Genomic DNA, 24,540 nt, shown 5'->3' on the forward strand with positions numbered 1-24,540 from the left:
GGCGGGCGGCGGTCACAGCGGCCCTCCCCAGATCGCGGGCACCCGGTCGTTCACGGAACTGATCAGGGCGTCGAGGTCGATACGGACGAGGTCCACGTCCCCGATGGCCAGGACGATGTTGCCCTTGATGACCACACCACCGGCCAGCAGCCGGTCGAGCAGGTCCACCAGGGCGATCTCACGGTGCTCCATGACGGTCATCGCCGTGTCCCCCTCCGTCTGCCGCCGGGCCGTCGTCCGGTGCGGTGGGCTCCGGTTCCATCAGGGACTCCAGGAAGGAGTACGCCGCCCAGGGGCCCGTGAGCAGCACCTCCGTGCCGGGCACCTGGTCCTTCGCCTGTTCCACGAGTTCCGTGAACTCCCCGGACCGCTCGCGGGGCACCAGGTAGGCGGCGTTGAGCACGTTGGTCCCGGAGACGCCCGACAGGGCGCCGCGCTGCGGCGGATGGAGCCGGGCCGCCTCCGCGTGCGCGGAAAGGGTGTGGTGCAGCTGCTCCGCGAGCCGTTCGGCGCGCTGCGCGGCCGTCTCGCGCGCCATGACTCTGCGGTGCCGCTGCCGCAGGTAGTCACGGCCCGAGGCGGGCTTCGCGGGCGGTGCCCCGCCGGTCGCGTCACCGGTCGCGTCACCGGCTGGGGGCCCGGTGCCGGCGTCGGGCACGGCGTAGACCTTCACGCCCCACTCGACCCGGCCGCTCAGCCGGTCCAGGGCGCGACGGAAGCCGTCCGCACGGTCCTCCACCATCGCGCGGACGGCGCCGTCGTCGTGGAACACGGTGGCCAGCCGCAGTGGCAGCGGGGTGGTGACGGCGGTGAGCGCGTCGACGACGTCCTGGTGGGCGCGTGCCGTCGCGGCCAGCCAGTCCAGGTCCTCCAGATGGGCGCGGAGCGGTTCCTCGGCGAAGTCGTCGGCCGGTACGCGGCTGACGACGGCGGTGAGGTCATGGTGGACGAGCAGCCGGGGCCGATCGTCCGCGACGCCCCGCAGGCCGGCCGGCAGAGGGGTGCCGAGGGGCCGGCAGACGGCGTAGACGTAACGCAGTCCGGTCATCGCGGCTCGCGGCTCCTCTCCGCCTTCTTACGGGGGCGGTCCGCCGTCTCCTGGGCCCGGCCCGTCCCCAGTTCCTCCAGATGCGTCAGACGCTCGCGCAACTCGGCGTTCTCCTTGGCGAGTTCGTTGCGACGCGCGCGGGAGGACAGGGCGGGATCGTCCTCCCACCAGTCGATGCCCATCTCCTTGGCCTTGTCGACGGAGGCGACGACCAGGCGGAGCTTGATGGTGAGCAGCTCGATGTCGAGCAGGTTGATCCGGATGTCACCCGCGATGACGACGCCCTTGTCGAGGACGCGTTCCAGGACATCGGCCAGGTTCGTGCCGCCGCCCTGGCCGTGTGGCTCCGGGAGCCGGCTCGGCATGGTCATCTCCGGCTCCCCACCCGGGTGTCCTCCTCCTGGTCCTCGTCCTCCTCCGCCTCCTGGTCCTCGTCCTCGTACTCGTCCTCCGGTTCCTCCTCGTCCTCGTACTCGCCTTCGGCCTCCTCCTCGTCGTACTCCTCCTCCGGCTCCTCGTCCTCGTACTCGTCCTCCGGTTCCTCCTCGTCGGCGGAACCCTCCGGTTCGTTCTCCTCGTTCTCCCCGTTCTCTTCGTCCTCCTCCGCGACCGCGTCCTCGTGGGACCGGACGACCTCGCCGTCGCGGATCTCGCCGCGCCAGCCGTCCTCCGCCTCTCCCTTGAGGGTGATGAACCGGGCGAAGTTCTTGAGGTCGAGACGGGCCCGGCGGCCCTGGGCGCGCCAGATGTTCCCGGTCTTCTCGAACAGACCTGACGGGTAGTACTCGATGACCAGCAGGACGCGGGTGAGGTTGTCCGCGAGCCGGTGGAAGGAGACCACACCCCTCGTGGTGCCCTTGGCGCCCTCGGAGGCCCACGCGATCCGGTCGTCCGGAACCTGCTCGGTGGTCTTCGCCTTCCAACTGCGGTTGGACCAGAAGACCTTCAGCTGCCAGTCCGACTGGACGTCGTCCGAGCGGCTCGCGCTCTTGACGCCCTTGGCGAAGGTGCTGAAGTCCTGGTACTGCGTCCACTGGTCGTACGCGGTACGCAGCGGCACACCGACGTCGATGTGCTCGATGATCACGGTGGGCTTCTTGCCGGCGCCCTTCTTCCGCTTCCCCTTGCCGCCCCCGAGGTTCTTGAGCGCGCCCATCACGTTGTCCTTCGCGCGGGAGGCACCGAGTTCCAGTGCGGTACGCAGCGGTCCCTTGCCCTGGGCCATCTTCCGGCCGCCGTCCAGCGCGAGCCGTGCGAGGCCGGGGCTCTTGCCCTCGGCGATGTCGTTGAGCTTGCCGGTGGTCTCGCCGAGCCGGCGGCCGACACCGGCCAGGAGCCGTTCGGCCTGGGCCGCGAGGTATTCCTGCATCTCCTCCTTGAGGCGGTCGGCGGCCTCGCTGTGGGCCACCTCGGAGAGCGGACCACCGCCCGCCGCCTGTCCGGCTTTCCTGGAGGGCGCGGAGCCGGTCTCTGTCATCGCGTGTCGCCTCCTGCCTTGCGCCCTGCGGCGCGCGCGGTCCGCCCGGCCGCGCTCGCCGTCTTCCGGGCCGGCGCCTTCTTCGCGGCGGACGCCCTGCCCGCGGTCTTCTTCGCCGGTCCACTCCCGGACTGCTTCGCGCGTGAGGGCCGCTCGTCCTCGTCGCTCCTGTCGCTCTCCTCGGCGCGGCGGGGCCTGCGGCGCCGGGGTGCCTCGGCCTTCTCATCCCCGGCGTCCTCGGTGCGCCCGGTGCCGGCACCGCCTCCGGTGTCCTGGTCCTCGCCGGTGTCCGGCTCCTCCTCCTGCGTGTCCGCGTCCTTGCCAGTGCCGGGCACCTCGCCCGAGAGACGTCCGCGTACTCCGGCCGTACGGTCGTGCAGCCGGTCGGCCAGCGCCGCGATCTGCCGTTCGACCAGCGCGCCCGAGGCGGCCTTGCCGACCCCGCGCAGATCGTTGCGCAGTTCGCCGCCGATCTCCTTGAACTGGGGGTTGTCCTTCAGCTGCCGGGTGATCAGCTCGGTCACCGCTCCGGGGCTCAGATTGAGCCGCTTGCCCGCCACCAGGCTGCCTGCGGCGATCGCGAGTTTCATCTTCTTCGTCCTGCCGAGCAGGTAGCCGGCCCCGATCGCGAGGCCGAGTGCTGTCCGGTTCATCATGTCGTCCCGTCGTTCGTCGCCGCAGTCCGCCGGTTCGCGGCCTCGAGTCGGTCGAGGAGGTCGTCCTCCAGCCGGTCGAACTCCTCCTCGGAGATCTCACCGGCCTCCAGCTGTGTCTCCAGACGGGCGAGTTCCGCCTGGATGGCCGAGGGGTCGTAGTAGATCCGCTCGGCCTCCCGCACCACCTGCTGGACGACCCATCCGCTGCCCCGTACGGGAGCGAACGGCAGCAGGAGCACTTCCGAGATCAGTCCCATGGCGCCGCTACCCTCCGGAGGGGGCCGCCGGTTCGGCGGGGCCCGGTTCCACGAAGCTGTACGGCGGCAGCGGGCCGTTCACCCGCACGTCGAGGTGCGGACGCTCCTGGCGGAGTTCGTCCACGACCGCCAGGAAATCCCCTGCCGCGTCCCGGTCGACGAGGACGGAGACATTGGCCAGCCAGCCCGTCGACTCCGGGCCGGCGGCGATGGCCGAGGTCACGTGCTCCAGCGCCGTCCGCAGGTCCGCCGCGTCCACGGCCTCCCTCGACTTGACGGCGTCGGCGATCATCTCGCCCAGATGCAGGCGTTCTTCGTAACTGCCGCCGCCGGACTGCCGCTGCGCCTCGGCCAGTTCCCGCACGCCGGCGTTCTCGGACACCACCAGTTGCAGGACCGCGTCCTCGACGTGGGCGGCCTTCACGTTGTACTCGGCCTTGCCGTCGAGCGCGGCAAGCCGTTCCGCGTAGTGCGCGGACCGCTCCGCGAGGACCGCCGTGACGGCGCTGTCGTCCGGGGCGGCGCTGCCGAACCGCATGGGCAGCACACAGCCGCCCGCGCCGGCCTCGGCGAGCACGTTCTGGTGGGCGAGCAGTTCCCTGCGTTTGGGACGCAGATCCTCCGGAGCGTCGCTGACCAGCGCCGCCAGTTCACCTTCCGCGAGCACCCGCACCGGGCGGGGCGGGGAGCCGACACCCGACAGGCCCTCGGGAAGGGCGGGACGGGAGCGTGCGACGATGCCGTAGACGTAGGTGTTCACTTCTCGTCCCTCTCCCTCCGGCGTGCGGGTGCGCTCCGGCGGGGGCGGGCCGCGGGCTCCGGCTCGTCCTCCTGGGAGGAGTTCTCGTCCCGGCCCTGCCGGAACGCGTCGGTGAACGACTCGACGGCGCCGGTCAGCGCGCCCTTGGACTTGCCGCGTGCGCCGGACTCGGTGATCTGGCCCATCACGTCGGGCAGACCGGGGCTCTTGCGCGGTCCCGCCTCCAGGTCGAGCCGGTTGCACGCCTCGGCGAACCGCAGATAGGTGTCGACGCTGGCCACGACGACCCGCACGTCGATCTTGAGGATTTCGATGCCGACCAGGGAGACCCTGATGAACGCGTCGATGACGAGCCCTCTGTCGAGGACGAGCTCGAGCACGTCGTAGAGGCTGCCTCCGCCCCCACCCCCGGCCTGTTGTGCTGGTACGACGGTCATTCTCACTCCTTGGCTGGATACGGCAGCTGCTTGTCGGGAGATCCGCTATCGGGGACCGGACCGGTGGGCGTCCGCCCGGCCGCGCTCATAACGGCGGACGCGCCGGTACCCGGTGAGGCGGCCCTGCGCGTCGAGATCGACGTGGTAGCTCGCCATCAGACTCATCGTGTCGGGCACCCGGGCGAGTTCGAGGACCTCGAACTCCAGGGACCAGCCGTCCCCCGAGGGCTCGAAGGACGAGATGCTCTCGGTGGCCAGGCCCGTGAGCTCGTCGAACTGCTCGCGGGCCCCGCGCAGCACCTGCATCGGGTCCGCCTGCTCGTGGTCCGTCATCGTGATCGTTCCGTCCTCGCCCGCCGGGGTCCGGAGGGGAGGACGTTCCGAGTTGCGGGGATTTTCCCTTTGTGCACCATATGAGTCGAGTGGCCGCAAAAGTTATGGCCAAACCCTCGTGGGAGACGGGCTGCGGATGCCCCGTCGTGAGGGCGGGGTGCGAGTACTCTTCCGCGGCACCTGAAACCGGGCGGAACCGGCCGGCACGGTGGGCGCCGACGGATGCCGGCGGGCGCCGGGTGTCAGTCCGGGCGGCCCGTCTCACAGATCCGGCGGGCGACCTCGCGGAGTTTGACGTTGTGCTCCTGCGAGTGGCGGCGCAGCACGTCGAAGGCCTGTTCCTCGGTGAGGTCACGGCTGCCCATGAGGATGCCCATGGCCTCGCCGATGACATGGCGGGTGGCGACGGCCTGCTCCATCTGCGCCTGGGTGCGGGCGCTGGCGAAGGCGACCGCGGCGTGCGAGGCCAGCAGCCAGCCCGCCGTCTCGCTCGCCCGGGTGAAGGCGCCGGCCCGGTGCGAGTAGAGATTCAGGGCGCCGAGGTCCTCGTCGTCGGTGAACAGCAGGAATCCCATCATGCTGCCCACTCCCAGACCGCGCGCCCGCGGTACGTAGCGGGGCCACCGCGTGCCGGTGTCACCGAAATCGGGGATCCGGAAGACCCGTTCCCCGTCGGAGCTGCGGGCGGCGTCGAAGCACGGACCTTCGCCGAGGCGGACCTGGAGGCGGTCGGACTCGACGACCAGTTCGTCGGTGGGGGCGAGAGTCCGCATGTCACCGCCGCGCAGGACGAGGACACCCGCCGCGTCGCACCCCTCGACGAGTGCGGTGGCCGTGTGCGTGATCCGCCGCAGCGTCGCGTCCACGGACTCCTGGGCCAGCAGGTCCCGCGCCATGGTCGCCATCTCCTCCGCGAACCCGCGCCAGTCCATCCCGCTCTCCGATCCGTTCGCCGGGGGACCGGAGGTTCGAAGTCCGGCCCGTGCTCTCGGACATCCCCTACCCGGCGGGGCGCGGGTGACGACCCGCGATCACCCCGGTGGGCCGCCGCGGTCCCGCCGCGGCGGCCCACCGGGGTCGCACCTGACACCCGGACGTCGCCGGCGGGCGCCCTCAGCCGGTGCCGCGCCGTCCTCCGTCGCCCGCGGCCGGTACGTCGCGGACCGGGGCCGACGCCGATGCCCCGTGCCGCGGCCCGTGACCGTTGCCGTGGCCCTGCCGCAGCCGGATCTCGACCTGCCCGTCGGAGATCCGGGTGTCGAAGACGGGCTGGGGCGCGGTGGCGGGGCCGTGGACGTTCCAGCCGTCGGAGAGCCGGAACTCGCTGCCGTGCCAGGGGCAGCGCACACAGCCGTCGGCCAGGGTGCCCTCGGCCAGCGGCCCCGCGAGATGGCTGCACCGCTCGGCGAGCGCGTGGATCGCCCCGTCGTCCTCCCGCACCACCACGACCGGTACGTCGTCCACGGTGCGCCGGACGAGTTCACCGGCCGGGAAGGTGTCCAGGCGGCCGATCCGGTGCCAGCCCTGCGTGACGAGATGGGGTACGTCCTCGGCGTGGTTGGCGCCGGAGGCCTGCCGGTAGGCCAGATGGCCGCCCAGCACGCCGCCGGCACCGACCGCCGCCAGCCCGAGGAAGCCGTACAGCCGGCCGCTGCCGGTGCGTCCCCGGAGACGGGAGACCAGCGAAGCCGTGTACAGACCCACGGCGGCGATGTTGGCCGAGGCGTGCACGAGCCCGACGCGCTGCTGCTGGCGGTGCAGCTCCGCCCAGTCGACCGCGCCCGCCAGCGCGGCCGGGGCGGCCGCCGCGAGGCCGACGCCCACCAGGAGCCCGGCCTCGCGCGAACGGCCGGGACGCATGTCGAGGACGGCGGCGGACAGCCAGCTGCCGATCGGGAGCTGGACCATCGGAGGATGGAGCGGGTGCCCCAGCCAGGTGCCGTGCAGCGCGTCCCGGCCGCGTCCCAGCGGCAGGGCCCGCACCCCTCTGCCCAGGAGATCGATGAGCGTGTCGGCCCGCGGCTCCCGCTCCAGGCGGTCCAGCAGCCGCAGTGCTCCGCTCTGCCGCATCCGGCGGCGACGTGGTGCAGTGGTCATGTGCGGCCGGGTCCCCAGCCGGGAGAGGGACAAACAGACCGGAACCCCATTATTCGCGACGCCGTTCCCCAGGCGCCCCGGCGCCGCCCTCGACGGCCATGAGGGCCGCGCCGGGGCCCGGTTTTGGCCGTGCCTCACCCACCGGGGGGAGCGGGCGGCGCCGACGCCGCCGGCCGACGGTCCCCCGAGCGGTCGCCGCGGGTCTCCGCGACGACCAGGTCCGTGCAGGCCCGCAGCCCCTCCTCCTCGGCCGTGCGGCGCATCCGGCACGCGGCGGTGCCCTCGGAGAGAGCCTGCTCGGCCAGCGCCCGGACGGTCTGCCAGTCTCCCGCCGCCCGCAGCTGCGGGCGCACCCGCTCCAGCAGAGCGCGCACCACCTGCGCCGCAGACGCCTCACGCCGGGTCCCGGGATCGACCAGGGCGCCCTCGAGGCCCGACCGGGCGGCCCGCCACGCCGCGGCGCGCAGCCATTCGTGCCGGCCGTCGCAGCCGTGAGCCCCCGGCCCCGCCAGCCGGTGACGGGCGTCGGCCACCAGGGCGCGGAAGAGCGCGGCGACCAGCACCACGGTCTCGGCGCGCGGGCAGGAGTCACAGATGCGCAGCTCGAGCGTCTCCTGGTGCGCGGACGGCCGGATGTCGTAGTAGACCATCCCCGGATCGCTGATCACACCCGAGCCGACGAGATCGCGGACGGCGGCGTCGTACGCGGCGGCGTCGGCGAAACACCCGGCCGGGCCCGCCGTCGGCCAGCGCTGCCACACCATGGTCCGCCAGCTGGCGTAGCCGGTGTCGTCGCCCAGCCAGAAGGGGGAACTCGCGGACAGCGCGAGCAGGACGTGCAGCCACGGCGACACCTCGCACATGATCCGCACGGCCAGATCGCGGTCCGGGACGTCCACATGGACGTGCGCCCCGCAGATGAGCTGTTCGTCGGCGACCTTGCGGTACTCCTCCACCATGCGCTCGTAGCGGTGCCCTCCGGTGTTGCGCGCGGCCGCGGTCGACCCCAGCGGCACCGTCCCCGCCGCCGCGACGGCGAGACCGTGCCCGGCGGCGGCCGCGTCCAGCCGCCGCCGGGTTCCCACCACGTCGCGGTACAGATCGTCCAGACAGCCGTGCACACCGCTGTTCGTCTCCACGATCGTCTGCTGCAGCTCGGTGGTGAAGACCTCGCTGTCCAGCTCCCGCAGCACGGCGTCGGCGCGCGGCACCAGAAGGCCGCTCTCCACCTCGACGACGTGGAACTCCTCTTCGACTCCGATACGCGCGGTCACGGCCCCTCCCGGGGACTACGGGCGGACGTCTCGCCTGCCCCGGGCGGGACGCCGTCCCGCCCGGGTGTCCGGCGGTCCGCCGGGCTGAATCTCATGGACGCCGGGTACCCGCGTCACGCACGTCACACGCAATCCGCGCCGTGCCGCCGCCGTCAGCCGTTCGGGTGCCGTGCCCGGCGCGCACGAGTGTTTCGCGCGTGCCGGGTACTCGCCGCCCGCGCCGCGGGCAACGGATGCCGGGAGCGCTGCGGTCCGATGCCCCAGGGAGGCCTGCCGCGCACCGTGCCGTGGAGCCGGCGGACTGCTGCGCAAGGCATTCCCTCTCGGAGGGGCCCTCAGGCTCGTGCCGCCGTGGGAGACGGACGTCGCCGGGCACACCCTCATGTGGAACGTACCGCTGCCGGCCGTGGTCCTGCCCGCCCTGCTGTACGCCTACCCGTTCGTGGAGCAGCGGCTGACGGGGGAGCGGCGGCACGAACAGCACCTCTGCGACCGGCCCCGCGAACGGCCGGTGCGCACCGGCCTCGGCGTCGCGGGCATCACCTTCCACGGGGTGCCGATCATCGCCGGCGGCAACGACGTCGTCGCCCCGGTCGTCGCCTTCCTGCTCACCCGCGCCCTGTGCCACGCCCTGCCGGCCGGGGCGCGCGAGCGGCCGGCGGAGGGCGAGGAGACCGGCGAGGTGCGGCAGAACCTGTCCGGGGGCTACGAGAGCGGCCACCGCCCGGTGACCGCGTTCCGGCCGGGTGCCCCGCGGCGCCCGCTCAGCCCTCCTGACGGGCACCCCGGTCCGCGTACCGGAGAACGAGCCCCGGAACACCCCGGGCCGGAAAACCCGGGTCCGCCACGCCTCCAGGGCATCCGATGCCGGACAGCGGGTACCCGGCGGCGATGAACACGACTCCGCAGTACCTGGCCGCCGGGGGATCGGTGGCGGGCGTGGCCGTCATCCTGCTGTGCGGGCTGCTCCTGACGGGCGGGCTGGTGTGGTCCTTCCGGCTCGGCCACCGGATCCGGCAGCGCGAGCCCGCTCCGCCCCGTCCGAAGGACCATCCGATCCGGCCCCGGTCCGCCCCGGCCGACGAAGGGCTGCACATGAGGGAGCCCAACGAGGTGCCCAGGGCGGAGAAGGGCGAGGACCGGCTCACCCCGCACCAGCTCGGCAACGCGCCGACCCGCCCCGGCCCGGAGCGGCCTCGACCGCGCTGGAATTCCGGCTCCAGCGGTTCCTTCGGCGGCGGGGGCGGCGGCACGGCCTGAACCGCGGCGGTGTGACGGTGGGGCCGGTCCTCGTCCGGGGACCGGCCCCACCGTCGTCTCTCCAGCGTCGACGGCGGGGGCGTCACCCCGTCCCCGGCCCCGCAGGGCGCAGTGCCGAGGTCCCGGCCTTCCAGGAGCTCGTCAGCCGGGCGGCCAGCCGGTCCTCCAGATACAGCGTCGCGCGGATCCCGAACACCACGTCCCCGTCCAGCTCCGGCTCGCTCTCCAACAGGCCGCCGACCACGTCGTGCCGTACGACCTGCTCGTGCACCGCGTCCGCCTCGACGTGCTCCGTGTAGAACCGCACCGCCGCGTCTCCCGCGCCCACCCGGCGCAGCGCCTGGGCCAGCCGCCGCGACGCGGGCGACGACGTCACCTCGACCGCCGCGAAGTGCCCGACGAGCGCTCCGCGCAGGGCCCGGTGCAGCCCGAACAGGGACATCATGTTCACGGTGGCGAGCGCCTCGGCGGGCGCGGCGTCGAGATAGTGCCCGTAGGCCGCGTCCAGGCCGAGGTCCGTCATCAGGTCGGCGAACAGCTGTGCGTGGATCTCGTCCGCGCGGCCCGCGCCGAACTCGTCGAACTCCACGGCGACCATCGCCGCCTTGGCCCGCCCGCGCAGCCGGGGGATGACCCAGGCGTGCGGGTCCGCCTCCTTGAGGTGGTAGAGCGAGCGCACCGCCGCGTACTCGCGCAGTTCCCGCAGTGTGCCCGTGCGGCGCAGCCGGTGCGAGAGGCCGCCGTCGTCACCGACCGGTTCGAGCTGGAGTTCGTCCAGGGCCCCCTCGGCCGTGTCCCCGGGGGCCACCGGCACGTCGGCGCGCAGGGCGGCGAGGAAACGGTCCTCCAGCGCGCCGCGCAGGGCCAGCAGGCCGCTGTCCCACTCCAGGGTGTCGGGCACGCCGGCGAAGCCCTGGTAGTGCAGCTCGTACAGGACGTACAGGGCGAGCTGCGGATCGTCGCCGTAGACGGGGAGGTCCGCCGGGAGCCCGGCTCCCGCGCGGAGGCCGGTGCCGTCGCCCCGCAGGGCCGTCAGCACCGCTGCCGAGAGCGGGCCGCGCGCCTCGGGCAGTGGCGGGGGACGCAGCCGGGTCCGTCCGGTACCGGTGCCGATGCCGGTGGTGCGGGCCGTGGTCATCCCGTGTCCCCCTCCTCGTCGTCACTCTCCGGGTCCGTCTCGTGGCCCGCCTCGTCGGGCGGCGCGGCGTCCCGGTCGCAGCCCGGGCCGTTCGCGCCGCCCGCGTCGTGCCGCTTCTCGCGGCGGCGGTGACTGGTGTCGCACCACGGCGGGGTGCGGCTGCGCCGGCAGGTACAGACCGCCACCGTGAAGCGGCGCGAGACCGTCACCTCGCCGTCGTCGCCGACGACTTCCACCGGCCCTTCCACCAGCAGCGGGCCGTCTCGCCGCACCCGGATGCGGCGTGGGCGTTCAGGGGTGTTCGGCACGGATCACCACCAGTTCCTCGGTCGTCGCGTCGACGGCCAGACGGCCCCGCTCGCGCAGCCAGCCGAGCCGGGAGCGCAGCACCGGGCCGAACGGCACCCGGGCCCGCTCCACGACCTCGGCACGCAGTCCGGCCCCGGTCAGGCGGGCCAGTGTGTCGTCGGTGCCGCACAGGTGCGAGTGCACCATCAGCAGTGTCCCCGCCGGGTGCAGTACCGCCGGTGCGGTGTCGCAGACCCGGTCGACGACCATCCGGCCGTCCGCTCCGGCGTCCCAGGCCCGCGCGGCACCCCGCGGCGCGGCGCGGTCGGGAGCGGGCACGTACGGCGGGTTGCTGATCACGAGGTCGTAGCGGCGGCCCGGTACGGCGGACGCCAGGTCGCCGTGGAGCACGCGGACGGTCTGCCGGTTCAGCAGCGCGTTGCACCGGGCGGCGGCGACCGCCCGCCACGAGATGTCCACGGCGGTGACCCGGGCGCCCAGCCGGGCCGCCGCCACCGCCAGCGCCCCGCTGCCCGTGCCCAGGTCCAGGACCTCGGTCCCGCTCATGATGCCATCGCGGAGCAGGGCGCGCCGCAGCAGCCCGGTGTCGGCCTGCGGGCGGTAGACACCGCGCGGGAGCCAGCAGCGGAACCGGGGTTCGGCGACGAGGGTGTCGGCTGTCATCGCGCTCCTCCCGTCACTCGGATGCCCGGGGCTGTGCCGCCGCCGCGCGGACCGCGCCGCGCGGGCCGCCGGGCGCGGCGGGCCGGGTCCGGGGAGAGGGGCGTGCCGGGGATCTCTCAGGAATTCGGTTGACGACCAGTGCTTTCACCGTTGCTCCACACAGGGGGTCGACGGGGCAGGAACCGCGCCGGAGACGGACCGGCGGGCCGCCCGGGTACCCCTGACCGCGAAGGTGTAACACCGGCCCCATCCGCCACGGCGGTCACCGCGGAGGGTCTTCGGCCAGGCCGCTGAGCAGGTCGGCCGGGTCGGCGTGGACGGCGTCGGCGCCGGCCTCCTCCAGATCCCGGCGCGGTACGCCGCCGCACAGCACCGCCACGCATCGCACGCCGGCCCGGCTGCCCGCCGCCATGTCCCACACCGTGTCCCCGACGAACACCGCGCGCCGCGCCGGTACCCCGGCCGGCTCCAGCGCCCGTTCGACGGGTTCGGGCGCGGGCTTGCCCGCCTTCACGTCGTCCGCGCTCGCCGTCGCGGTGATGGCGTCGTCCGCGTCGATCGCCCGCCGCAGCGCGGCCAGTTCACCGCCGCCGGCCGAGGTGGCCAGGACCACCGTCCAGCCGTCCGCGGCCAGCCGCCGCAGCAGGCGCCCCGCGTCCGGCAGCGCGGACAGCCGCTCGAAGTACTGGGCGTACAGCGCCTTGTGGGCCGCGCCGAGGTCCTCCGCCTCCTCCCGGGCGGTCTCCTCGCCCAGCAGATGGGCCACGAGGTCGCCGGAGGCGAGTCCCACCGCGCGGTGGATCGCATGGGTGGGCACCCGGTGGCCGGCCTGGCGCAGCGCCTCCCACCAGGTGACCACGTGCAGATGATTGGTGTCGGCGAGGGTGCCGTCCACGTCGAACACGGCGGCCCGTGGCCCCGGGCCGCCGGACACGGTGAAGGGAGCCGGGGCGGTCGGGACGGTGTGCGAGGGCAGTGCCATGAGGTCTCCCGGGAGTTCAGGCGTGACGCGCCGTCACCCGGCGCGGGCCCGGTGGGGGGTGGACACCGCGGCGAGGCGCACTTCCGGGTCGTGACGGGGGACCCGGCCGGTCCGCCCTCGCGAGTGCCCGGTCCGGACGGTCTCACACGGAGCACCGGGGACGACATGACGGCGCATCCCGGCCCGTTCCGGATGTCTGGCTTCCGTTCGGCCGGGTACCCGGTGCCGCATGCCGCGCCACGGGCCGCCGTGCCGGGTGCGGCCGACCGCCCGCAGACCCCGCAGACGAGGAGGAACCGATGAGTACGGTCAAGGAGTCGGTGGACGTCGACGTCCCCGTCAGCTCGGCGTACAACCAGTGGACCCAGTTCGAGCAGTTCCCCCGCTTCATGGAAGGCGTCGAGGAGGTGACCCAGCTCGACGACCGGCACAACCACTGGACCACCAAGATCGGCGGGGTACGCCGGGAGTTCGACACCGAGATCGTCGACCAGCTGCCCGACGACCGCATCACCTGGCGCTCCGTCGAGGGCGACACCCGGCAGCGCGGATCGGTCCGCTTCCAGCGCCTGGACGACCGGCACACCCGCGTGGAACTCATGATGGAGGTCGAGCCCACGGGCATGGCCGAGAAGGGCGCGGACATGCTCGGCATGATCGACCGCCGGGTCAAGGGCGACCTGCACCGCTTCAAGGAGTACATGGAGAAGCGCGGCGGCGAGTCCGGCGCGTGGCGCGGCAGGGTACGGCCGGAAGATCCCGGCACGACCCTCTGACCGGCCCGGCGCGCCCGCGGCACCCAGGAAGACGCCCGGGGACGGGCCGCGCGGTACCGGCGGCCCGTCCCCGGGGTGTCCCACGGTCCGGGAGGAACGCGGCAGACGGTCACCGGAGGGTGTTTCGTCCGGACCGGCCGCGGAACCCGGCCGGACACAGACATTTCCCCACCGTCGTCGGAGAAGGAGAGCTGATCCCATGCCGGCTGGATCGAACGCCAAGCGTGAACGGCAGTACGAGCACATCAAGGAGAGCGCCGAGGACCGCGGCGAGTCGGCCGAGCGGGCCGAGGAGATCGCCGCGCGCACGGTCAACAAGGAGCGGGCGCGGTCCGGTGAGGCGAGGACCGCGAGCAGGACGTCCACACGGGACCCGGAATCCGCGTCGGAGCGCGGCGGCCGGCGCTCGCACCGCGGCGCGCAGGGCCCCACCAGGGACCAGCTGTACGAGGAGGCCAGGAAACGTGACATCCACGGCCGTTCGTCCATGACGAAGGAGCAGCTGGAGAACGCCCTCGGCCGCTGATCCCGGCGGACGGCGCGGGGCGCACGACATGACGGAGAGAAGGAGAAGAGGGAACACCGTGAGGAGCCGTACCAAGGAGGAACCCGCCGTCCGGGTGGCCGAGACGGGCTGGGCGAAGGCCGGCCACCGGAAGAACAGAGACCTGCGCACCTGTGTCGCCGCCGTCCTGGACGAGAACGCGCCGCCCGCCGTGCGCAACGGCGCGGAGGGCAACATCGTCAGGGGCGAGGACTGACCGGTGACCGGGACACGAGGGGACGGCGGTGGACCGGAGGGCCGCAGGGCGCACCCGCGTCCTGCGGCCCTCTCCCTCGGCTCACCGGCGTCCGGGAACCGTGCCGCCCCGGGCCCCGGTCCGGGGCGCGGCGGTGACCGTGGCGACCGCCGTGGTCAGCTGCCGCCGCACCGGGGCGGGCAGCGGCGTCCCCTGCACCGTGGTGACCACGTTCGTGGCCAGCCGGCAGAGTTTGGTGTTGGTGTTCTGGGACGCCATGACCAGGACCTCCCAGGCCTCTTCTGCGCTCAGCCGGAAGGAGGCCATCAGGATGCCGCGCGCCATGTCGATCTCCGGACGGGTCCGCATCGCCCGGCGGAGCTGGAGCACCTCGGCCCGCAGTCCGGTGCCCGCCGGCCGTTCCGCCGCCGACCGGGACACCGGCTCCCCGCCGGGCCCGGACACCGGCCCGGCGCCGGAAACGGGCCGCGCGGAGGGCGTGAACAGCGCACGGGTGCCCGTGAGGCCCAGCAGTCGCTGCGCCGCGGCCCCGGCGGCGGTCACCGTGAGCGTCTTGCCCGCGGCGAGAGCCTGACGGCGCACCGTCAGCAGCACGTCGAGCGCGGAGCAGTCCCAGAACTCGAGGGACCCGAGATCGAGGTCCACGCCCTGTACGGCCCCGGCGAGGGCGGTACGGAGAGTGTGTTCGAGCAGATCGCAGTCATCGAGGCACAGTTCACCCCCGACGGTGACGAGGACGCGGTCCCCGTCGGCCGTGCGTGACATCTCGGGGAGCTCGGGCATAACTGCCTTCCGATGGGTACTCGCCTCTGGCCCTTGGCCCCCACCGTGGCGCCGAAATGAGTGGTACGTCAAGGTTTACCTGAATTTGTTTTCCTGCTTTTGGGGGCGCCAGGCATGATCCAGGCCCCACGATCTCACTCAGCCGGAGTGGACGACGTGTCCGAGTCGCAGACCAGATGGACGTTCTTCACGAGTCACGCCCGTGTACTGGCCGCGATCGCCGAGGACCGCGAGGCCCGGATCCGTGACATCGCCGAGCGCTGCCGGCTGACCGAACGGGCCGTCCAGAGGATCATCTCGGACCTCGAGCGGGACGGCTATCTCTCCCACACCCGCCGGGGCCGCTCCAACACCTACCGCATCGAGCCGGGCCGGGCCCTGCGCCACCCCGCCGAGACCGGTGTGACGGTGGCGTCCGTGCTGTCGCTGCTGCTGAGGGACGAGCCCGACCGCCGCGCGCCACACACCGGAAAGGGCCACGCGCAGGGCTGACCCGGCCACCGGCTCCGGCGAGCGGCCCGAGACGGGGCGGCGGCTGCGCAGGGTCCCGGACACCATGACCGCCGTCCCCGCCGTGCTGCTCGCCGCCGCCGTCGCCGTCGGCGTGACACCCGGCTTCGCCGGTCTCGTCGGGCACGGCGTGAGCGCGGCGGTCACGAGGAAGCCGCCGCCCGCCCCGCACCGGACACCGCCGGGGATCCTGCTCGGTGTGCTGTCCACGGCGCTGGCGGCGGGCCTCGCCCTCCTCGCGGTGACCCGCCCCCGCCGGGCGTCCGCCCCGGACCGGACCCGGCCCCTGCGGCGCCTGCAGTCCGGGCATGTCGGGGACTACGTGGCCTGGCTGCTGCTCGGGGTCCGCCCTGCTGGGGGCCCTGGTCCTGCCCGCCCTGCCGGCCGGCTGACGCACCGGTGGCCCGTCCGCGACGCGGTGTCGGCCCGTGCCGTGTCGGCACCCGCCTCAGGGGTACGCGGTGGGTCCCGCCCCGGCGGTCCGGACGGCGGACGACAGCGCGGCGGTTACGGAAAGGATGTCGAACGATCATGCGCATCGCGTTCCTGACAGCACCCGAAGGCGTCGAACAGGTCGAGCTCACCGATCCCTGGCAGGCGGCCCTGGACGCGGGACACGAACCCGTGCTGGTCTCGACGAAGAGCGGCGAGGTCCAGGCCTTCGACCACCTGGACAAGGCGGACACGTTCCCGGTGGACGAGACGGTGGCACAGGCGTCCGCGGAGGACTTCGGCGGACTCGTCCTGCCGGGCGGGGTCGCCAACCCCGACTTCCTGCGCACGGACCCGAAGGCCGTGGAGTTCGTACGGGACTTCTTCACCCGGGGACGGCCGGTCGCGGCGATCTGCCACGCCCCCTGGACGCTCGTGGAGGCCGACGTCGTACGCGGCCGGGAACTGACCTCCTGGCCCAGTCTGCGCACCGACCTGAGCAACGCTGGCGCCACCTGGACCGACGAACAGGTCAAGATCTGCGACCACGGCCCCAACACGCTGGTCACCAGCCGCAAGCCGGACGACCTGAAGGCGTTCTGCGCGGCGTTCCTGGACGTCTTCGGGAAGGAGTCGGCCCGATGACCCGGCCGGCCGACCGCAAGAACACCCAGCTCGACCGCTTCCGGGCCGAGGACCCCGAGTCCGGGCCGCTCACCACCGACCAGGGCGTGGAGGTCGACCACACCGACGACTCGCTGGCCGCGGGCTCGCGCGGGCCGACGCTGATGGAGGACTTCCACTTCCGGGAGAAACTCACCCGCTTCGACCACGAGCGCATCCCCGAGCGGGTGGTCCACGCACGGGGCGCGGGCGCCTACGGCTGGTTCGAACCGTACGAGTCCTGCGCGGAGTTCACCCGCGCGGCCTTCCTCCAGGACCCGGCCGTACGCACCCCCGTGTTCGTACGGTTCTCCACCGTCCAGGGGCCGCGCGGCTCCGCCGACACGGTGCGCGACGTCCGCGGCTTCGCCACCAAGTTCTACACCTCGGAGGGCAATTACGACCTGGTCGGGAACAACTTCCCGGTCTTCTTCGTCCAGGACGGCATCAAGTTCCCGGACTTCGTGCACGCGGTGAAGCCGGAGCCGCACAACGACATCCCGACCGGCGCCTCGGCGCACGACACCCTGTGGGACTTCGTCTCGCTTCAGCCGGAGACCCTGCACACCGTCATGTGGCTGATGTCGGACCGGGCCATCCCGCGCAGCTACCGCATGATGCAGGGCTTCGGCGTGCACACCTTCCGCTTCGTGACCGCCGACGGGCGCGGCACCTTCGTCAAGTTCCACTGGAAGCCGAAACTCGGCGTCCACTCGCTGGTGTGGGACGAGGCACAGGAATGCCAGGGCCGCGACCCGGACTTCAACCGGCGCGACCTGTGGGACGCCATCGAGGCGGGCGAACACCCCGAATGGGAGCTCGGCGTCCAGCTCGTGCCGGAGGAGGACGAGTTCGCCTTCGACTTCGATCTGCTCGACGCCACCAAGATCATCCCGGAGGAGCAGGTCCCGGTACGCCCGATCGGCCGGATGGTGCTGGACCGCAACCCGGAGAATTTTTTCGCCGAGACCGAACAGGTCGCCTTCCACACCGCGAACATCGTGCCGGGCATCGACTTCACCAACGACCCGCTGCTCCAGGCCCGGAACTTCTCCTACCTGGACACCCAGCTGATCCGGCTCGGCGGCCCCAACTTCAGCCAGCTGCCGGTCAACCGGCCCCTCGCCCCGGTGCGCAACAACCAGCGCGACGGCTACCACCAGGGCACCGTCCACCGCGGGACGAACTACTTCCCCAACTCTCTCGGCGGCGGCTGCCCGGCCCACGCGGGCGCGGACCCGTCGGCCTTCACGCACTACGCCGAACGCGTCGACGGCGTCAAGATCCGCCGCCGCAGCCCCGGTTTCCAGGACCACTACAGCCAGCCCGCGCTGTTCTGGAACAGCATGGCCGACTGGGAGAAGCGGCACATCGTGCAGGCGTTCCGCTTCGAGCTCGGCAAGGTCGAGACACGTACCGTCCGGGCCCGCACCGTCGGGGAACTCGCCCAGGTGGACGCCGGTCTGGCGGCCGAGGTGGCGCAGGGCGTCGGCGTGCCGGTCCCCGTCCCGGACGGCGGCACGAAGAGCGCGTCCGAGCAGTCCTCGCCCGCCCTGAGCATGGAGTCCCTGCGCGGTGACGGCACGATCCGCACCCGCCGGGTCGCGGTGCTCGTCACGGACGGCGTGGACGCGGACCAGGTGACCTCGGTGCGCCAGGGACTGGCCGACGCGGGCGCGGTCGTCGAGGCCCTGGCGGCCACCGACGGCACCGTCACGGGTTCCGACGGCGAACCCCACGTCGTGGACCGGGCGCTGCCGACGGTCGCCGCCGTCCTGTACGACGCGCTCCTGCTGCCGGGCGGCCCCGCCGGCACCCCGCCGCTGACCGCCGACCCGGACGCGATGCGCTTCGTCCGGGACATGTACCGGCACGGCAAACCGGTCGGCGCGGTCGGCTCCGGAACCGGCGTGCTCGCCGCGCTGGAGCCGGAGGGCCTCCAGCTGTCGGGCGAGTTCCACCACGTGGTGTCCGACCGGGGTGTGGTCACGGACACCGCGCCGGGCACGGCGAGCGACGAGTTCGTACGGGAGTTCGTGGCGGCCATCGCCGCCCACCGGCACCAGGACCGGCCGCCGGTGCGCCCCTGACCCTCCCCGCGCACGCCCCCGGCCCCCGCCGGCGTTTTCCGGCGGGGGCCGGACGCGTGCCGGTGACCGGTCAGGCCACGACAGCGGTCTCCACCAGCAGCCGGGCGGAGGCGGCGATCGACTCGGCGTCGATGCCCGCGGCGTGCAGCTGCTCCTCCGGTGCCGCGGAACCCGGCATCGACCTCACGGCCAGCCGCACCAGACGCGGAACGGGCCTGCCGTCACCGAACGCGTCGAGGACGGCGTCCCCGAGGCCGCCCTCGGGACGGTGGTCCTCCACCGTCATCAGACAGCCGGTCTCCTCGGCCGCCCGGCGCAGCGTCGCCCGGTCGACCGGCTTGACCGAGTACAGATCGACGACCCGTACGGCGATGCCCTCACCGGCCAGCGCGTCGGCCGCCCGCAGCGCCTCGGGCACGGTGACCCCGGCCGCCACGATCGTCAGCCGGTCGTCGCCGGAGGACCGCAGCACCTTGCTGCCGCCCACCGGGAACTCCTCGTCGGGGCCGTAGACGACCGGGGTGGCGCCGCGCGAGGTCCGCAGATAGCGGATGCCGTCGAGATCCGCCATGGCGGCGACCAGCCGTGCGGTCTGGTTGGCGTCACAGGGGTGGAGCACGGTCGAGCCGTGCACGGCACGGAACATCGCCAGATCCTCGAGCCCCATCTGGGAGGGCCCGTCCTGCCCGATCGCGACGCCCGCGTGCGAGCCGACCAGATTGATCCCCGCCCCGCTGATCGAGGCCATCCGCACGAAGTCGTGGGCGCGCGTCAGGAACGCGGCGAACGTGGCGGCGTAGGGCGTCCGGCCCCGGGCGGCCAGGCCGACCGCACCGGCGACGAGCTGCTGCTCCGCGATGTAGCACTCGAAGTAGCGGTCGGGATGCTCCTTGGCGAAGAGCTCGGCGCGGGTCGAGTCGCCGACCTCGCCGTCGAGCACCACCACCTCGGGCCGTGCGGCGCCGAGCGCGGCGAGGGCCCGCCCGAAGGCGTCCCGCGTCGGCACCTCCTCGCCCACCTCCCAGCGGGGCAGGTCGAGCGGGCCCGGCGACGGCAGGCCGTTGCCGGGGATCCCGGGCGGCGGCTGCACGGACACCCGCAGGTTCCGTACGCCCCCCAGCTCCTCGATCGCCTCGTCGGCCTCGGGCAGCGGTTTGCCGTGCAGCCCCTCCCGGTCCTGGACGGCCGTCACGCCCTTGCCCTTGAGGGTGCGGGCGAGGACGGCGACGGGCTGTCCCACGGTGGACAGCGCCTCGCCGTAGGCACGGTCCACGGCGTCCACGTCGTGCCCGTCGACCTCCACGGTGTGCCAGCCGAACGCCTGGAAGCGGCGGGCGTAGGCGTCGAGGTCATGGCCGTGCCGGGTGGGCCCGCGCTGGCCGAGCCGGTTGATGTCGACGATCGCGACGAGGTTGTCCAGGTGCTCGTACCCGGCGTGCTCGGCGGCCTCCCACACCGACCCCTCGGCCAGCTCGCTGTCCCCGCACAGCACCCACACCCGGGAGCCGGAGTGCTCCAGCCGCTTCCCTGCGAGCGCGATGCCGACGCCGACGGGCAGGCCCTGCCCGAGGGAGCCGGTGGCGGTCTCCACCCACGGCAGCCGCCGCGGCGTGGGATGCCCCTCCAGGCGGCTGTCCGCCTTGCGGAAGGTGAGCAGCTCGGTGTCGTCGATGGCGCCGGCCGCCTTGTAGGCGGAGTAGAGCAGCGGCGAGGCGTGGCCCTTGGAGAAGATCAGCCGGTCGTTGCCCGGATGCTCCGGGTGGGCGAAGTCGTAGCGCAGCCGGCGGGCCAGCAGCACGGCCACCAGGTCGGCGGCGGACATCGAGGACGTCGGATGCCCGGATCCCGCGGCTGCCGACGCCCGCACGCTGTCCACCCGCAACTGCTGTCCGAGTTCGTTGAGTTCGGCGGTGTCCATGGGGCTGGTGGTCTCCTTCGCGTCGAGGGCCGGGGGCTTCGGCGGCCGGCGCCGCCGGGCTCACGCTCCGGCTCCGGCGGACAGCCCCGGAAAGCCCCGGTCCTTCCGCGTAACCCCGCAGGGCACCGCCAAACACCCACGGCCGCCCGCCCGCGGAGGTCCCCCGCCTCCGGACCGCCGGGGACGCCGTCCGCGCGACGGGTGCGGTGTCCGCGCCCTGCCGGCGGTGTCCCCGGCGGCCGCCTCACACCGCGGCGGTGCCGGGGGAGCGGAAGTAGTGGCCCTTGCCGAGGTCCTCGACCAGGCCGGGCTGGACGGGGTGCCAGTCCAGCAGCTCACGGGTCGCCGTGCTGGAGGCCGGGGCGTCGAGGCCGACCATGGGGGCCAACCAACCGAAGTGCTCGTCGGCGGCGTCGGGCGACACGGAGGCCACCGGGACACCGAGGTGCCGTCCGATGGCCCCGGCGATGTCACGGAGCGGGACCCCGTCCTCGGCGACGCCGTGCAGCACCGTACCCGCGGGGGCCTTCTCGACGGCCAGGCAGAACAGATGGGCCGCGTCGAGGCGGTGGACGGCCGGCCAGCGGGCGGCGCCGTCACCGATGTGGCCGGAGACCCCCTTCGCGCGGGCGATGCCGACCAGCGCCGCCATGAAGCCGTTGTCGCCCTCGCCGTGGCAGGTCGGGGACAGCCGCACCACGGACGAGCGCACCCCGCGGGAGGCCAGGTCGAGCACCGCCTGGGCGGTGGCCTGGCGGCCCGCGACCACCGGGTTGCCGGTGTCGGCCCGGTCCTGCTCCGTGGCCACCCGCCCGGGTGCGAGGCCGAAGACACCGGAGGCGATGACGAACGGGCGGCCGGTGCCGGCGAGCGCCTCACCGAACGTGTCGACGGCGCGCCGGTCGGCCTCGACGGCGCCCGCGAAGTCGCCGGTGAAGGCGATGTCGTGCTTGAAGGCGAGATGGATCACGCCGTCCGAGGCGGCGGCGGTGCCCGCCAGCACGTCGAGGTCGTCGAGGGTGCCGCGGACCACCTCCGCCCCGGCCGCGGTCAGGGCGGCGGCGGACGCGTCGGACCGGGCGAGCCCGACGACCTGGTGACCCGAGCCGATGAGCTCGGGAACGACGGCGGAGCCGATCCAGCCGGACGCACCGGTCACGAAGTAACGCATGGGAGAACCCCAGACTGTCGATGTCAGTGACTGTCATCGACCTTAGCATCTGATGTCAGTCACTGCCGTCACGTAGGATGCGTCCATGGGGAGATGGCAGCCGGACGCGCGCGGACGCCTGGCGAAGGCCGCGCTCGAGCTCTACGGCGAGCGCGGCTACGAACAGACGACGGTGGCGGAGATCGCCCAGCGCGCGGGGCTGACCGAACGGACCTTCTTCCGTCACTACGCCGACAAGCGCGAGGTGCTGTTCGCCGGCTCGGACGTGCTGCAGGACCTCTGCGTCGAAGCGGTCGCCGGGGCTCCCGCGTCCGCGGCGCCCGTCGACGCGGTGGCGGCGGCCCTGGAGGCGGCCTCCGGGATGTTCGACGGCGGCCGGGACCATGTCCGGCGCCGCCAGGCGGTCGTCGGCTCCCACCGGGAGCTGCGGGAACGCGAGCTGATCAAACTCGCCTCGCTGGCCGCCGCGCTCGCCGAGGCCCTGCGCGCCCGCGGCATCCCGGAACCCGCCGCGTCCCTGACCGCCGAGCTGGGCGTCGCCGTCTTCAAGGTCGGCTTCGCGGCATGGCTCACGGCGCCCGAGGAACGCGACCTGGCGCAGGTCATGCGGGAGACCCTGGCGAGGCTCAAGGACGTGACGCTGAGCCCCTGAACCCCTGAACCGGGCGCGGTCTCCCGGAGGATCCGCGGACGGTCCCGGCCCGGGGTTCGGCCGGCGGAAAGCGAGGGGCGGCGGAGGGCCGCCGGTGCGGTCCTCCGCCGCCCTGGGTGACGACGTGCTTACATCGATGTAATCTCCGGCCGCGGGCCGGTCGGCCCGGTCCTCACTGCCCGCCCAGTCCCGTCGTCGCCACCGACTTCACGATCTGCCGCTGGAAGAACAGGAACACCACCACCAGCGGAAGGGCCGCCAGGACGGCGGAGGCCATGGTCTGGGCGTACTGGATGCCGTAGGCGTCCTTCACCGAGGTGATGCCGACCGGGAGGGTCATCAGGGCGGGGTCGGACGTCGAGACGAACGGCCACAGGAAGTTGTTCCACGCGCCGATGAAGACGAAGATCGCCACGGCGGCCAGCATCGGGCGGGACAGCGGCAGCAGTACCGACCAGAAGATCCGCCAGTGTCCGGCGCCGTCGATCCGGGCCGCCTCCTCCAGTTCGCGGGGCAGCGAGTCGAAGTGCTTCTTCAGGATGAACACCATCACCGGCGCCACCGTCTGCGGCAGGATCACCGCCGCGTAGGTGTCGAGAAGGTGCAGGGTGAGCATCTGCCGGAACCACGGCACGATCAGCAGCTGCGGCGGCACCAGCACGGCGGCCACGGTGAGCGCGAACAGCCACCGCCGGCCGGCGAACACGGTGCGGGAGAAGGCGTACCCGGCCATCGCCGAGACCAGCACGGTGATCACCGTGACCGCCGCCGAGATCAGGAGGCTGTTGAACATCCACAGCGGCAGGTCGCCGCGCTCCCACACGGTGCTGAAACCGTTCAGCGTGAAGCCGTGCCGGGGCCAGAACCAGTGGGTGGCGTCGCTGGCGTCGGTCTCCGACTTGAACGCGGTCAGCACGGCCCACGCCATCGGCAGCAGCCACACCACGGCCGCCACGGTCAGCGCCGCGATCGCGAGGACGCGGGTGAGCGGGCCGGCGCCGAGGGTGAGGTTCGTCCGGGCGGCCCCGGCACGGCGCCGGGCGGTGCGCGCGCCGGACGCCGGGCGGCTCGTCTGCGGCACCGGCGCGGGGCGCACGGGCAGTTCGGTGGAGGCCATGGTCACTTCTCCCGGCGGCGGAGGGCGGCGTACTGGACGGCCGAGGCGAGCAGGACGAGGGCGAAGAAGATGTAGCTGATCGCCGAGGCGTAGCCGAGCCGGTAGCCGGTGAAGCCGACGTCGTAGATGTACTCGACGACGGGCCGGGTCGAGCCGTTGGGACCGCCCTTGGTGAGCAGGTACACCTGGTCGAACACCTTCAGCGAGGCCAGGACCTGCAGCACCGTGATCACGACGGTGATCCGGGAGAGCTGGGGCAGCGTGATGGACCACAGCCGCCGCCAGCCGCCGGCGCCGTCCAGCGCGGCGGCCTCGTAGAGGTGGTCCGGAATGGACTGCAGCGCCGCGAGGTAGAGCAGGAAGTTGAAGCCGACCGTCCACCACAGGGTGGTCAGCGCGATGGCCCACATGGCGACGGACTCGTCGCTGAGCCAGGCCTGGCCGCCGAGGCCGACGGCGTCGAGGAGATGGTTGTAGAGGCCGAGGTCGGGCTGGTACAGCCAGATCCACAGCAGGCCGACGACACCCACCGGCAGCAGATAGGGGACGAAGAAGGCCAGCCGCCACACCCACTGGCCGGGCAGACCGGTGTGCACGAGCAGGGCCATGCCGAGGGCCACCACGACCAGCGGCACCGTCGAGATCACCGTGAACCAGACGGTGTGGCCGAGCGAGCGCCACATCTCGGAGTCCTTGAACGCCTCGGTGAAGTTGTCGAGGCCGATGAAGCTCGGGGAGTGGGCCGACAGGGAGGTGTCGGTGAGGCTCATCCACAGGCTCTGCGCCAGCGGCCACAGCAGGAACAGGGCGAACAGGACCAGGAAGGGGAGTGCGAACAGCAGGCCCGGCTGGACCGGTCGGCGCACGGAGCGGGTTCCCGGGCGGCGCACGGCGGCAGGCGCGGTGCGGGACCCGGCGAGAGGCTCGGCAGGGGAAGAAGAGGACATCGTTGTGCCTCCGGAAGGGCGGTGCGCGG

30 protein-coding genes and 1 pseudogene are annotated in these 24,540 nt (G+C 73.2%); 10 read left to right on the forward strand and 21 right to left on the reverse strand.

What is annotated here, in order from left to right; genetic code table 11:
• Positions 1–12: 12 nt before the first annotated feature.
• The 12 genes from gvpJ to ABZ862_RS14160 form a co-directional block, all read right to left on the reverse strand.
• Positions 13–201, reverse strand: a complete 189-nt coding sequence (gene gvpJ / locus ABZ862_RS14105) for a gas vesicle protein GvpJ (RefSeq protein ID WP_360956852.1) — start codon at positions 199–201, stop codon at positions 13–15.
• Positions 179–1,048: a GvpL/GvpF family gas vesicle protein gene (locus tag ABZ862_RS14110; RefSeq protein ID WP_360956854.1), complete on the reverse strand. Its 870-nt coding sequence runs from the start codon at positions 1,046–1,048 to the stop codon at positions 179–181. The genes gvpJ and ABZ862_RS14110 overlap by 23 nt, the downstream gene beginning before the upstream one ends.
• Positions 1,045–1,419 (reverse strand): gas vesicle protein, encoded by a 375-nt coding sequence (locus tag ABZ862_RS14115; protein ID WP_360956856.1) that lies wholly within the window; start codon positions 1,417–1,419, stop codon positions 1,045–1,047. The genes ABZ862_RS14110 and ABZ862_RS14115 overlap by 4 nt, the downstream gene beginning before the upstream one ends.
• On the reverse strand, positions 1,416–2,525 hold the full coding sequence (locus tag ABZ862_RS14120; RefSeq protein ID WP_360956858.1) for an SRPBCC family protein: 1,110 nt from the start codon (positions 2,523–2,525) through the stop codon (positions 1,416–1,418). Before ABZ862_RS14120 ends, ABZ862_RS14115 begins: the two co-directional genes overlap by 4 nt.
• A complete protein-coding gene (locus ABZ862_RS14125; RefSeq protein ID WP_360956860.1) occupies positions 2,522–3,178 on the reverse strand; it encodes a DNA primase in 657 nt (218 codons plus the stop codon). The genes ABZ862_RS14120 and ABZ862_RS14125 overlap by 4 nt, the downstream gene beginning before the upstream one ends.
• A complete protein-coding gene (locus ABZ862_RS14130; RefSeq protein ID WP_360956862.1) occupies positions 3,178–3,438 on the reverse strand; it encodes a gas vesicle protein GvpG in 261 nt (86 codons plus the stop codon). The genes ABZ862_RS14125 and ABZ862_RS14130 overlap by 1 nt, the downstream gene beginning before the upstream one ends.
• Positions 3,439–3,445: 7 nt before the next feature.
• On the reverse strand, positions 3,446–4,198 hold the full coding sequence (locus ABZ862_RS14135; protein ID WP_360956864.1) for a GvpL/GvpF family gas vesicle protein: 753 nt from the start codon (positions 4,196–4,198) through the stop codon (positions 3,446–3,448).
• Positions 4,195–4,635 (reverse strand): gas vesicle structural protein GvpA, encoded by a 441-nt coding sequence (locus ABZ862_RS14140; RefSeq protein ID WP_360956866.1) that lies wholly within the window; start codon positions 4,633–4,635, stop codon positions 4,195–4,197. Before ABZ862_RS14140 ends, ABZ862_RS14135 begins: the two co-directional genes overlap by 4 nt.
• A gap of 45 nt (positions 4,636–4,680) precedes the next feature.
• Positions 4,681–4,968, reverse strand: coding sequence for a gas vesicle protein (locus ABZ862_RS14145; protein WP_360956868.1), 288 nt, complete (start codon positions 4,966–4,968; stop codon positions 4,681–4,683).
• 242 nt (positions 4,969–5,210) lie between these two features.
• Positions 5,211–5,900 carry a GAF and ANTAR domain-containing protein gene (locus ABZ862_RS14150; RefSeq protein ID WP_360956870.1) on the reverse strand — a complete coding sequence of 230 codons (690 nt, stop codon included), beginning with the start codon at positions 5,898–5,900 and terminating at the stop codon, positions 5,211–5,213.
• Positions 5,901–6,081: 181 nt separating this feature from the next.
• Positions 6,082–7,065 (reverse strand): Rieske (2Fe-2S) protein, encoded by a 984-nt coding sequence (locus ABZ862_RS14155; protein ID WP_360956872.1) that lies wholly within the window; start codon positions 7,063–7,065, stop codon positions 6,082–6,084.
• A gap of 134 nt (positions 7,066–7,199) precedes the next feature.
• Positions 7,200–8,339, reverse strand: coding sequence for a glutamate--cysteine ligase (locus tag ABZ862_RS14160; protein WP_360956874.1), 1,140 nt, complete (start codon positions 8,337–8,339; stop codon positions 7,200–7,202).
• 343 nt (positions 8,340–8,682) lie between these two features.
• Between ABZ862_RS14160 and ABZ862_RS14165 the strand changes: the two genes are divergently transcribed.
• Positions 8,683–9,234, forward strand: coding sequence for a hypothetical protein (locus tag ABZ862_RS14165; RefSeq protein ID WP_360956877.1), 552 nt, complete (start codon positions 8,683–8,685; stop codon positions 9,232–9,234).
• The gene (locus tag ABZ862_RS14170) at positions 9,231–9,599 is read left to right on the forward strand and encodes a DUF6479 family protein (protein ID WP_360956880.1); all 369 of its coding nucleotides are present in this window, start codon (positions 9,231–9,233) and stop codon (positions 9,597–9,599) included. The genes ABZ862_RS14165 and ABZ862_RS14170 overlap by 4 nt, the downstream gene beginning before the upstream one ends.
• Before the next feature lie 82 nt (positions 9,600–9,681).
• Here the strand turns inward: ABZ862_RS14170 and ABZ862_RS14175 are convergent, their stop codons facing one another.
• The 4 genes from ABZ862_RS14175 to ABZ862_RS14190 all read right to left on the reverse strand — a co-directional run bounded on the left by ABZ862_RS14175 (position 9,682) and on the right by ABZ862_RS14190 (position 12,691).
• The gene (locus tag ABZ862_RS14175; protein ID WP_360956883.1) at positions 9,682–10,737 is read right to left on the reverse strand and encodes an iron-containing redox enzyme family protein; all 1,056 of its coding nucleotides are present in this window, start codon (positions 10,735–10,737) and stop codon (positions 9,682–9,684) included.
• Positions 10,734–11,015: a CDGSH iron-sulfur domain-containing protein gene (locus ABZ862_RS14180; RefSeq protein WP_360957359.1), complete on the reverse strand. Its 282-nt coding sequence runs from the start codon at positions 11,013–11,015 to the stop codon at positions 10,734–10,736. The genes ABZ862_RS14175 and ABZ862_RS14180 overlap by 4 nt, the downstream gene beginning before the upstream one ends.
• Positions 11,016–11,028: 13 nt before the next feature.
• Complete coding sequence (locus ABZ862_RS14185; protein ID WP_360956885.1) at positions 11,029–11,709, reverse strand: HemK2/MTQ2 family protein methyltransferase; 681 nt, start codon at positions 11,707–11,709, stop codon at positions 11,029–11,031.
• A gap of 262 nt (positions 11,710–11,971) precedes the next feature.
• On the reverse strand, positions 11,972–12,691 hold the full coding sequence (locus ABZ862_RS14190) for an HAD family hydrolase (protein WP_360956888.1): 720 nt from the start codon (positions 12,689–12,691) through the stop codon (positions 11,972–11,974).
• 299 nt (positions 12,692–12,990) lie between these two features.
• Between ABZ862_RS14190 and ABZ862_RS14195 the strand changes: the two genes are divergently transcribed.
• From ABZ862_RS14195 to ABZ862_RS14205, 3 genes are all read left to right on the forward strand, one after another.
• Positions 12,991–13,467 carry an SRPBCC family protein gene (locus ABZ862_RS14195; RefSeq protein WP_360956891.1) on the forward strand — a complete coding sequence of 159 codons (477 nt, stop codon included), beginning with the start codon at positions 12,991–12,993 and terminating at the stop codon, positions 13,465–13,467.
• Positions 13,468–13,666: 199 nt separating this feature from the next.
• Positions 13,667–13,993 carry a plasmid stabilization protein gene (locus tag ABZ862_RS14200; RefSeq protein ID WP_360956894.1) on the forward strand — a complete coding sequence of 109 codons (327 nt, stop codon included), beginning with the start codon at positions 13,667–13,669 and terminating at the stop codon, positions 13,991–13,993.
• Between the two features lie 58 nt (positions 13,994–14,051).
• Positions 14,052–14,228: a hypothetical protein gene (locus ABZ862_RS14205; protein WP_360956897.1), complete on the forward strand. Its 177-nt coding sequence runs from the start codon at positions 14,052–14,054 to the stop codon at positions 14,226–14,228.
• Between the two features lie 81 nt (positions 14,229–14,309).
• On the opposite strand, the gene ABZ862_RS14210 is transcribed toward ABZ862_RS14205, so the two are convergent.
• Positions 14,310–15,011: an ANTAR domain-containing protein gene (locus ABZ862_RS14210; RefSeq protein WP_360956900.1), complete on the reverse strand. Its 702-nt coding sequence runs from the start codon at positions 15,009–15,011 to the stop codon at positions 14,310–14,312.
• 147 nt (positions 15,012–15,158) lie between these two features.
• Between ABZ862_RS14210 and ABZ862_RS14215 the strand changes: the two genes are divergently transcribed.
• The 4 genes from ABZ862_RS14215 (at position 15,159) to ABZ862_RS14230 (ending at position 18,706) form a co-directional block, all read left to right on the forward strand.
• Entirely contained in the window at positions 15,159–15,503 is a 345-nt protein-coding gene (locus ABZ862_RS14215) for a winged helix-turn-helix domain-containing protein (protein WP_360956903.1), read from the forward strand.
• A 64-nt stretch (positions 15,504–15,567) separates the two neighbouring features.
• Positions 15,568–16,071, forward strand: coding sequence for a hypothetical protein (locus ABZ862_RS14220; protein ID WP_360956906.1), 504 nt, complete (start codon positions 15,568–15,570; stop codon positions 16,069–16,071).
• Positions 16,053–16,598, forward strand: coding sequence for a type 1 glutamine amidotransferase domain-containing protein (locus ABZ862_RS14225; protein ID WP_360956908.1), 546 nt, complete (start codon positions 16,053–16,055; stop codon positions 16,596–16,598). The genes ABZ862_RS14220 and ABZ862_RS14225 overlap by 19 nt, the downstream gene beginning before the upstream one ends.
• Positions 16,595–18,706: a catalase gene (locus ABZ862_RS14230; protein WP_360956911.1), complete on the forward strand. Its 2,112-nt coding sequence runs from the start codon at positions 16,595–16,597 to the stop codon at positions 18,704–18,706. The genes ABZ862_RS14225 and ABZ862_RS14230 overlap by 4 nt, the downstream gene beginning before the upstream one ends.
• A gap of 70 nt (positions 18,707–18,776) precedes the next feature.
• Here the strand turns inward: ABZ862_RS14230 and ABZ862_RS14235 are convergent.
• Positions 18,777–20,630: pseudogene (locus ABZ862_RS14235) on the reverse strand (transketolase); the annotation flags it as partial.
• Positions 20,631–20,868: 238 nt separating this feature from the next.
• The gene (locus ABZ862_RS14240; RefSeq protein ID WP_360956914.1) at positions 20,869–21,795 is read right to left on the reverse strand and encodes an SDR family oxidoreductase; all 927 of its coding nucleotides are present in this window, start codon (positions 21,793–21,795) and stop codon (positions 20,869–20,871) included.
• An 85-nt stretch (positions 21,796–21,880) separates the two neighbouring features.
• Here ABZ862_RS14240 and ABZ862_RS14245 point away from each other — a divergent pair, with 85 nt between their 5' ends.
• Positions 21,881–22,447, forward strand: coding sequence for a helix-turn-helix domain-containing protein (locus ABZ862_RS14245; RefSeq protein ID WP_360956916.1), 567 nt, complete (start codon positions 21,881–21,883; stop codon positions 22,445–22,447).
• Positions 22,448–22,619: 172 nt separating this feature from the next.
• On the opposite strand, the gene ABZ862_RS14250 is transcribed toward ABZ862_RS14245, so the two are convergent.
• The gene (locus ABZ862_RS14250; protein ID WP_360956919.1) at positions 22,620–23,564 is read right to left on the reverse strand and encodes a carbohydrate ABC transporter permease; all 945 of its coding nucleotides are present in this window, start codon (positions 23,562–23,564) and stop codon (positions 22,620–22,622) included.
• A gap of 2 nt (positions 23,565–23,566) precedes the next feature.
• Positions 23,567–24,511, reverse strand: a complete 945-nt coding sequence (locus ABZ862_RS14255; protein WP_360956922.1) for a sugar ABC transporter permease — start codon at positions 24,509–24,511, stop codon at positions 23,567–23,569.
• Positions 24,512–24,540 lie beyond the last annotated feature (29 nt).

Origin of the sequence: Streptomyces sp. NPDC047000, assembly GCF_040644295.1 — a bacterium.
Taxonomy (GTDB): Bacteria; Actinomycetota; Actinomycetes; order Streptomycetales; family Streptomycetaceae; genus Streptomyces.

Excerpts from the sequence above, each read along its gene's own strand:
- ABZ862_RS14250 (WP_360956919.1), bottom strand. The coding sequence starts at position 23,564 with ATGGCCTCCACCGAACTGCCCGTGCGCCCCGCGCCGGTGCCGCAGACG.
- ABZ862_RS14175 (WP_360956883.1), bottom strand. The coding sequence starts at position 10,737 with ATGACCACGGCCCGCACCACCGGCATCGGCACCGGTACCGGACGGACC.
- ABZ862_RS14185 (WP_360956885.1), bottom strand. The coding sequence starts at position 11,709 with ATGACAGCCGACACCCTCGTCGCCGAACCCCGGTTCCGCTGCTGGCTC.
- ABZ862_RS14190 (WP_360956888.1), bottom strand. The coding sequence starts at position 12,691 with ATGGCACTGCCCTCGCACACCGTCCCGACCGCCCCGGCTCCCTTCACC.
- ABZ862_RS14230 (WP_360956911.1), top strand. The coding sequence starts at position 16,595 with ATGACCCGGCCGGCCGACCGCAAGAACACCCAGCTCGACCGCTTCCGG.
- ABZ862_RS14140 (WP_360956866.1), bottom strand. The coding sequence starts at position 4,635 with ATGACCGTCGTACCAGCACAACAGGCCGGGGGTGGGGGCGGAGGCAGC.
- ABZ862_RS14115 (WP_360956856.1), bottom strand. The coding sequence starts at position 1,419 with ATGACCATGCCGAGCCGGCTCCCGGAGCCACACGGCCAGGGCGGCGGC.
- ABZ862_RS14145 (WP_360956868.1), bottom strand. The coding sequence starts at position 4,968 with ATGACGGACCACGAGCAGGCGGACCCGATGCAGGTGCTGCGCGGGGCC.
- ABZ862_RS14130 (WP_360956862.1), bottom strand. The coding sequence starts at position 3,438 with ATGGGACTGATCTCGGAAGTGCTCCTGCTGCCGTTCGCTCCCGTACGG.
- ABZ862_RS14245 (WP_360956916.1), top strand. The coding sequence starts at position 21,881 with ATGGGGAGATGGCAGCCGGACGCGCGCGGACGCCTGGCGAAGGCCGCG.
- ABZ862_RS14170 (WP_360956880.1), top strand. The coding sequence starts at position 9,231 with ATGAACACGACTCCGCAGTACCTGGCCGCCGGGGGATCGGTGGCGGGC.
- ABZ862_RS14255 (WP_360956922.1), bottom strand. The coding sequence starts at position 24,511 with ATGTCCTCTTCTTCCCCTGCCGAGCCTCTCGCCGGGTCCCGCACCGCG.
- ABZ862_RS14225 (WP_360956908.1), top strand. The coding sequence starts at position 16,053 with ATGCGCATCGCGTTCCTGACAGCACCCGAAGGCGTCGAACAGGTCGAG.
- ABZ862_RS14210 (WP_360956900.1), bottom strand. The coding sequence starts at position 15,011 with ATGCCCGAGCTCCCCGAGATGTCACGCACGGCCGACGGGGACCGCGTC.
- ABZ862_RS14155 (WP_360956872.1), bottom strand. The coding sequence starts at position 7,065 with ATGACCACTGCACCACGTCGCCGCCGGATGCGGCAGAGCGGAGCACTG.
- ABZ862_RS14110 (WP_360956854.1), bottom strand. The coding sequence starts at position 1,048 with ATGACCGGACTGCGTTACGTCTACGCCGTCTGCCGGCCCCTCGGCACC.
- ABZ862_RS14220 (WP_360956906.1), top strand. The coding sequence starts at position 15,568 with ATGACCGCCGTCCCCGCCGTGCTGCTCGCCGCCGCCGTCGCCGTCGGC.
- ABZ862_RS14120 (WP_360956858.1), bottom strand. The coding sequence starts at position 2,525 with ATGACAGAGACCGGCTCCGCGCCCTCCAGGAAAGCCGGACAGGCGGCG.
- gvpJ (WP_360956852.1), bottom strand. The coding sequence starts at position 201 with ATGACCGTCATGGAGCACCGTGAGATCGCCCTGGTGGACCTGCTCGAC.
- ABZ862_RS14240 (WP_360956914.1), bottom strand. The coding sequence starts at position 21,795 with ATGCGTTACTTCGTGACCGGTGCGTCCGGCTGGATCGGCTCCGCCGTC.
- ABZ862_RS14200 (WP_360956894.1), top strand. The coding sequence starts at position 13,667 with ATGCCGGCTGGATCGAACGCCAAGCGTGAACGGCAGTACGAGCACATC.
- ABZ862_RS14150 (WP_360956870.1), bottom strand. The coding sequence starts at position 5,900 with ATGGACTGGCGCGGGTTCGCGGAGGAGATGGCGACCATGGCGCGGGAC.
- ABZ862_RS14195 (WP_360956891.1), top strand. The coding sequence starts at position 12,991 with ATGAGTACGGTCAAGGAGTCGGTGGACGTCGACGTCCCCGTCAGCTCG.
- ABZ862_RS14125 (WP_360956860.1), bottom strand. The coding sequence starts at position 3,178 with ATGAACCGGACAGCACTCGGCCTCGCGATCGGGGCCGGCTACCTGCTC.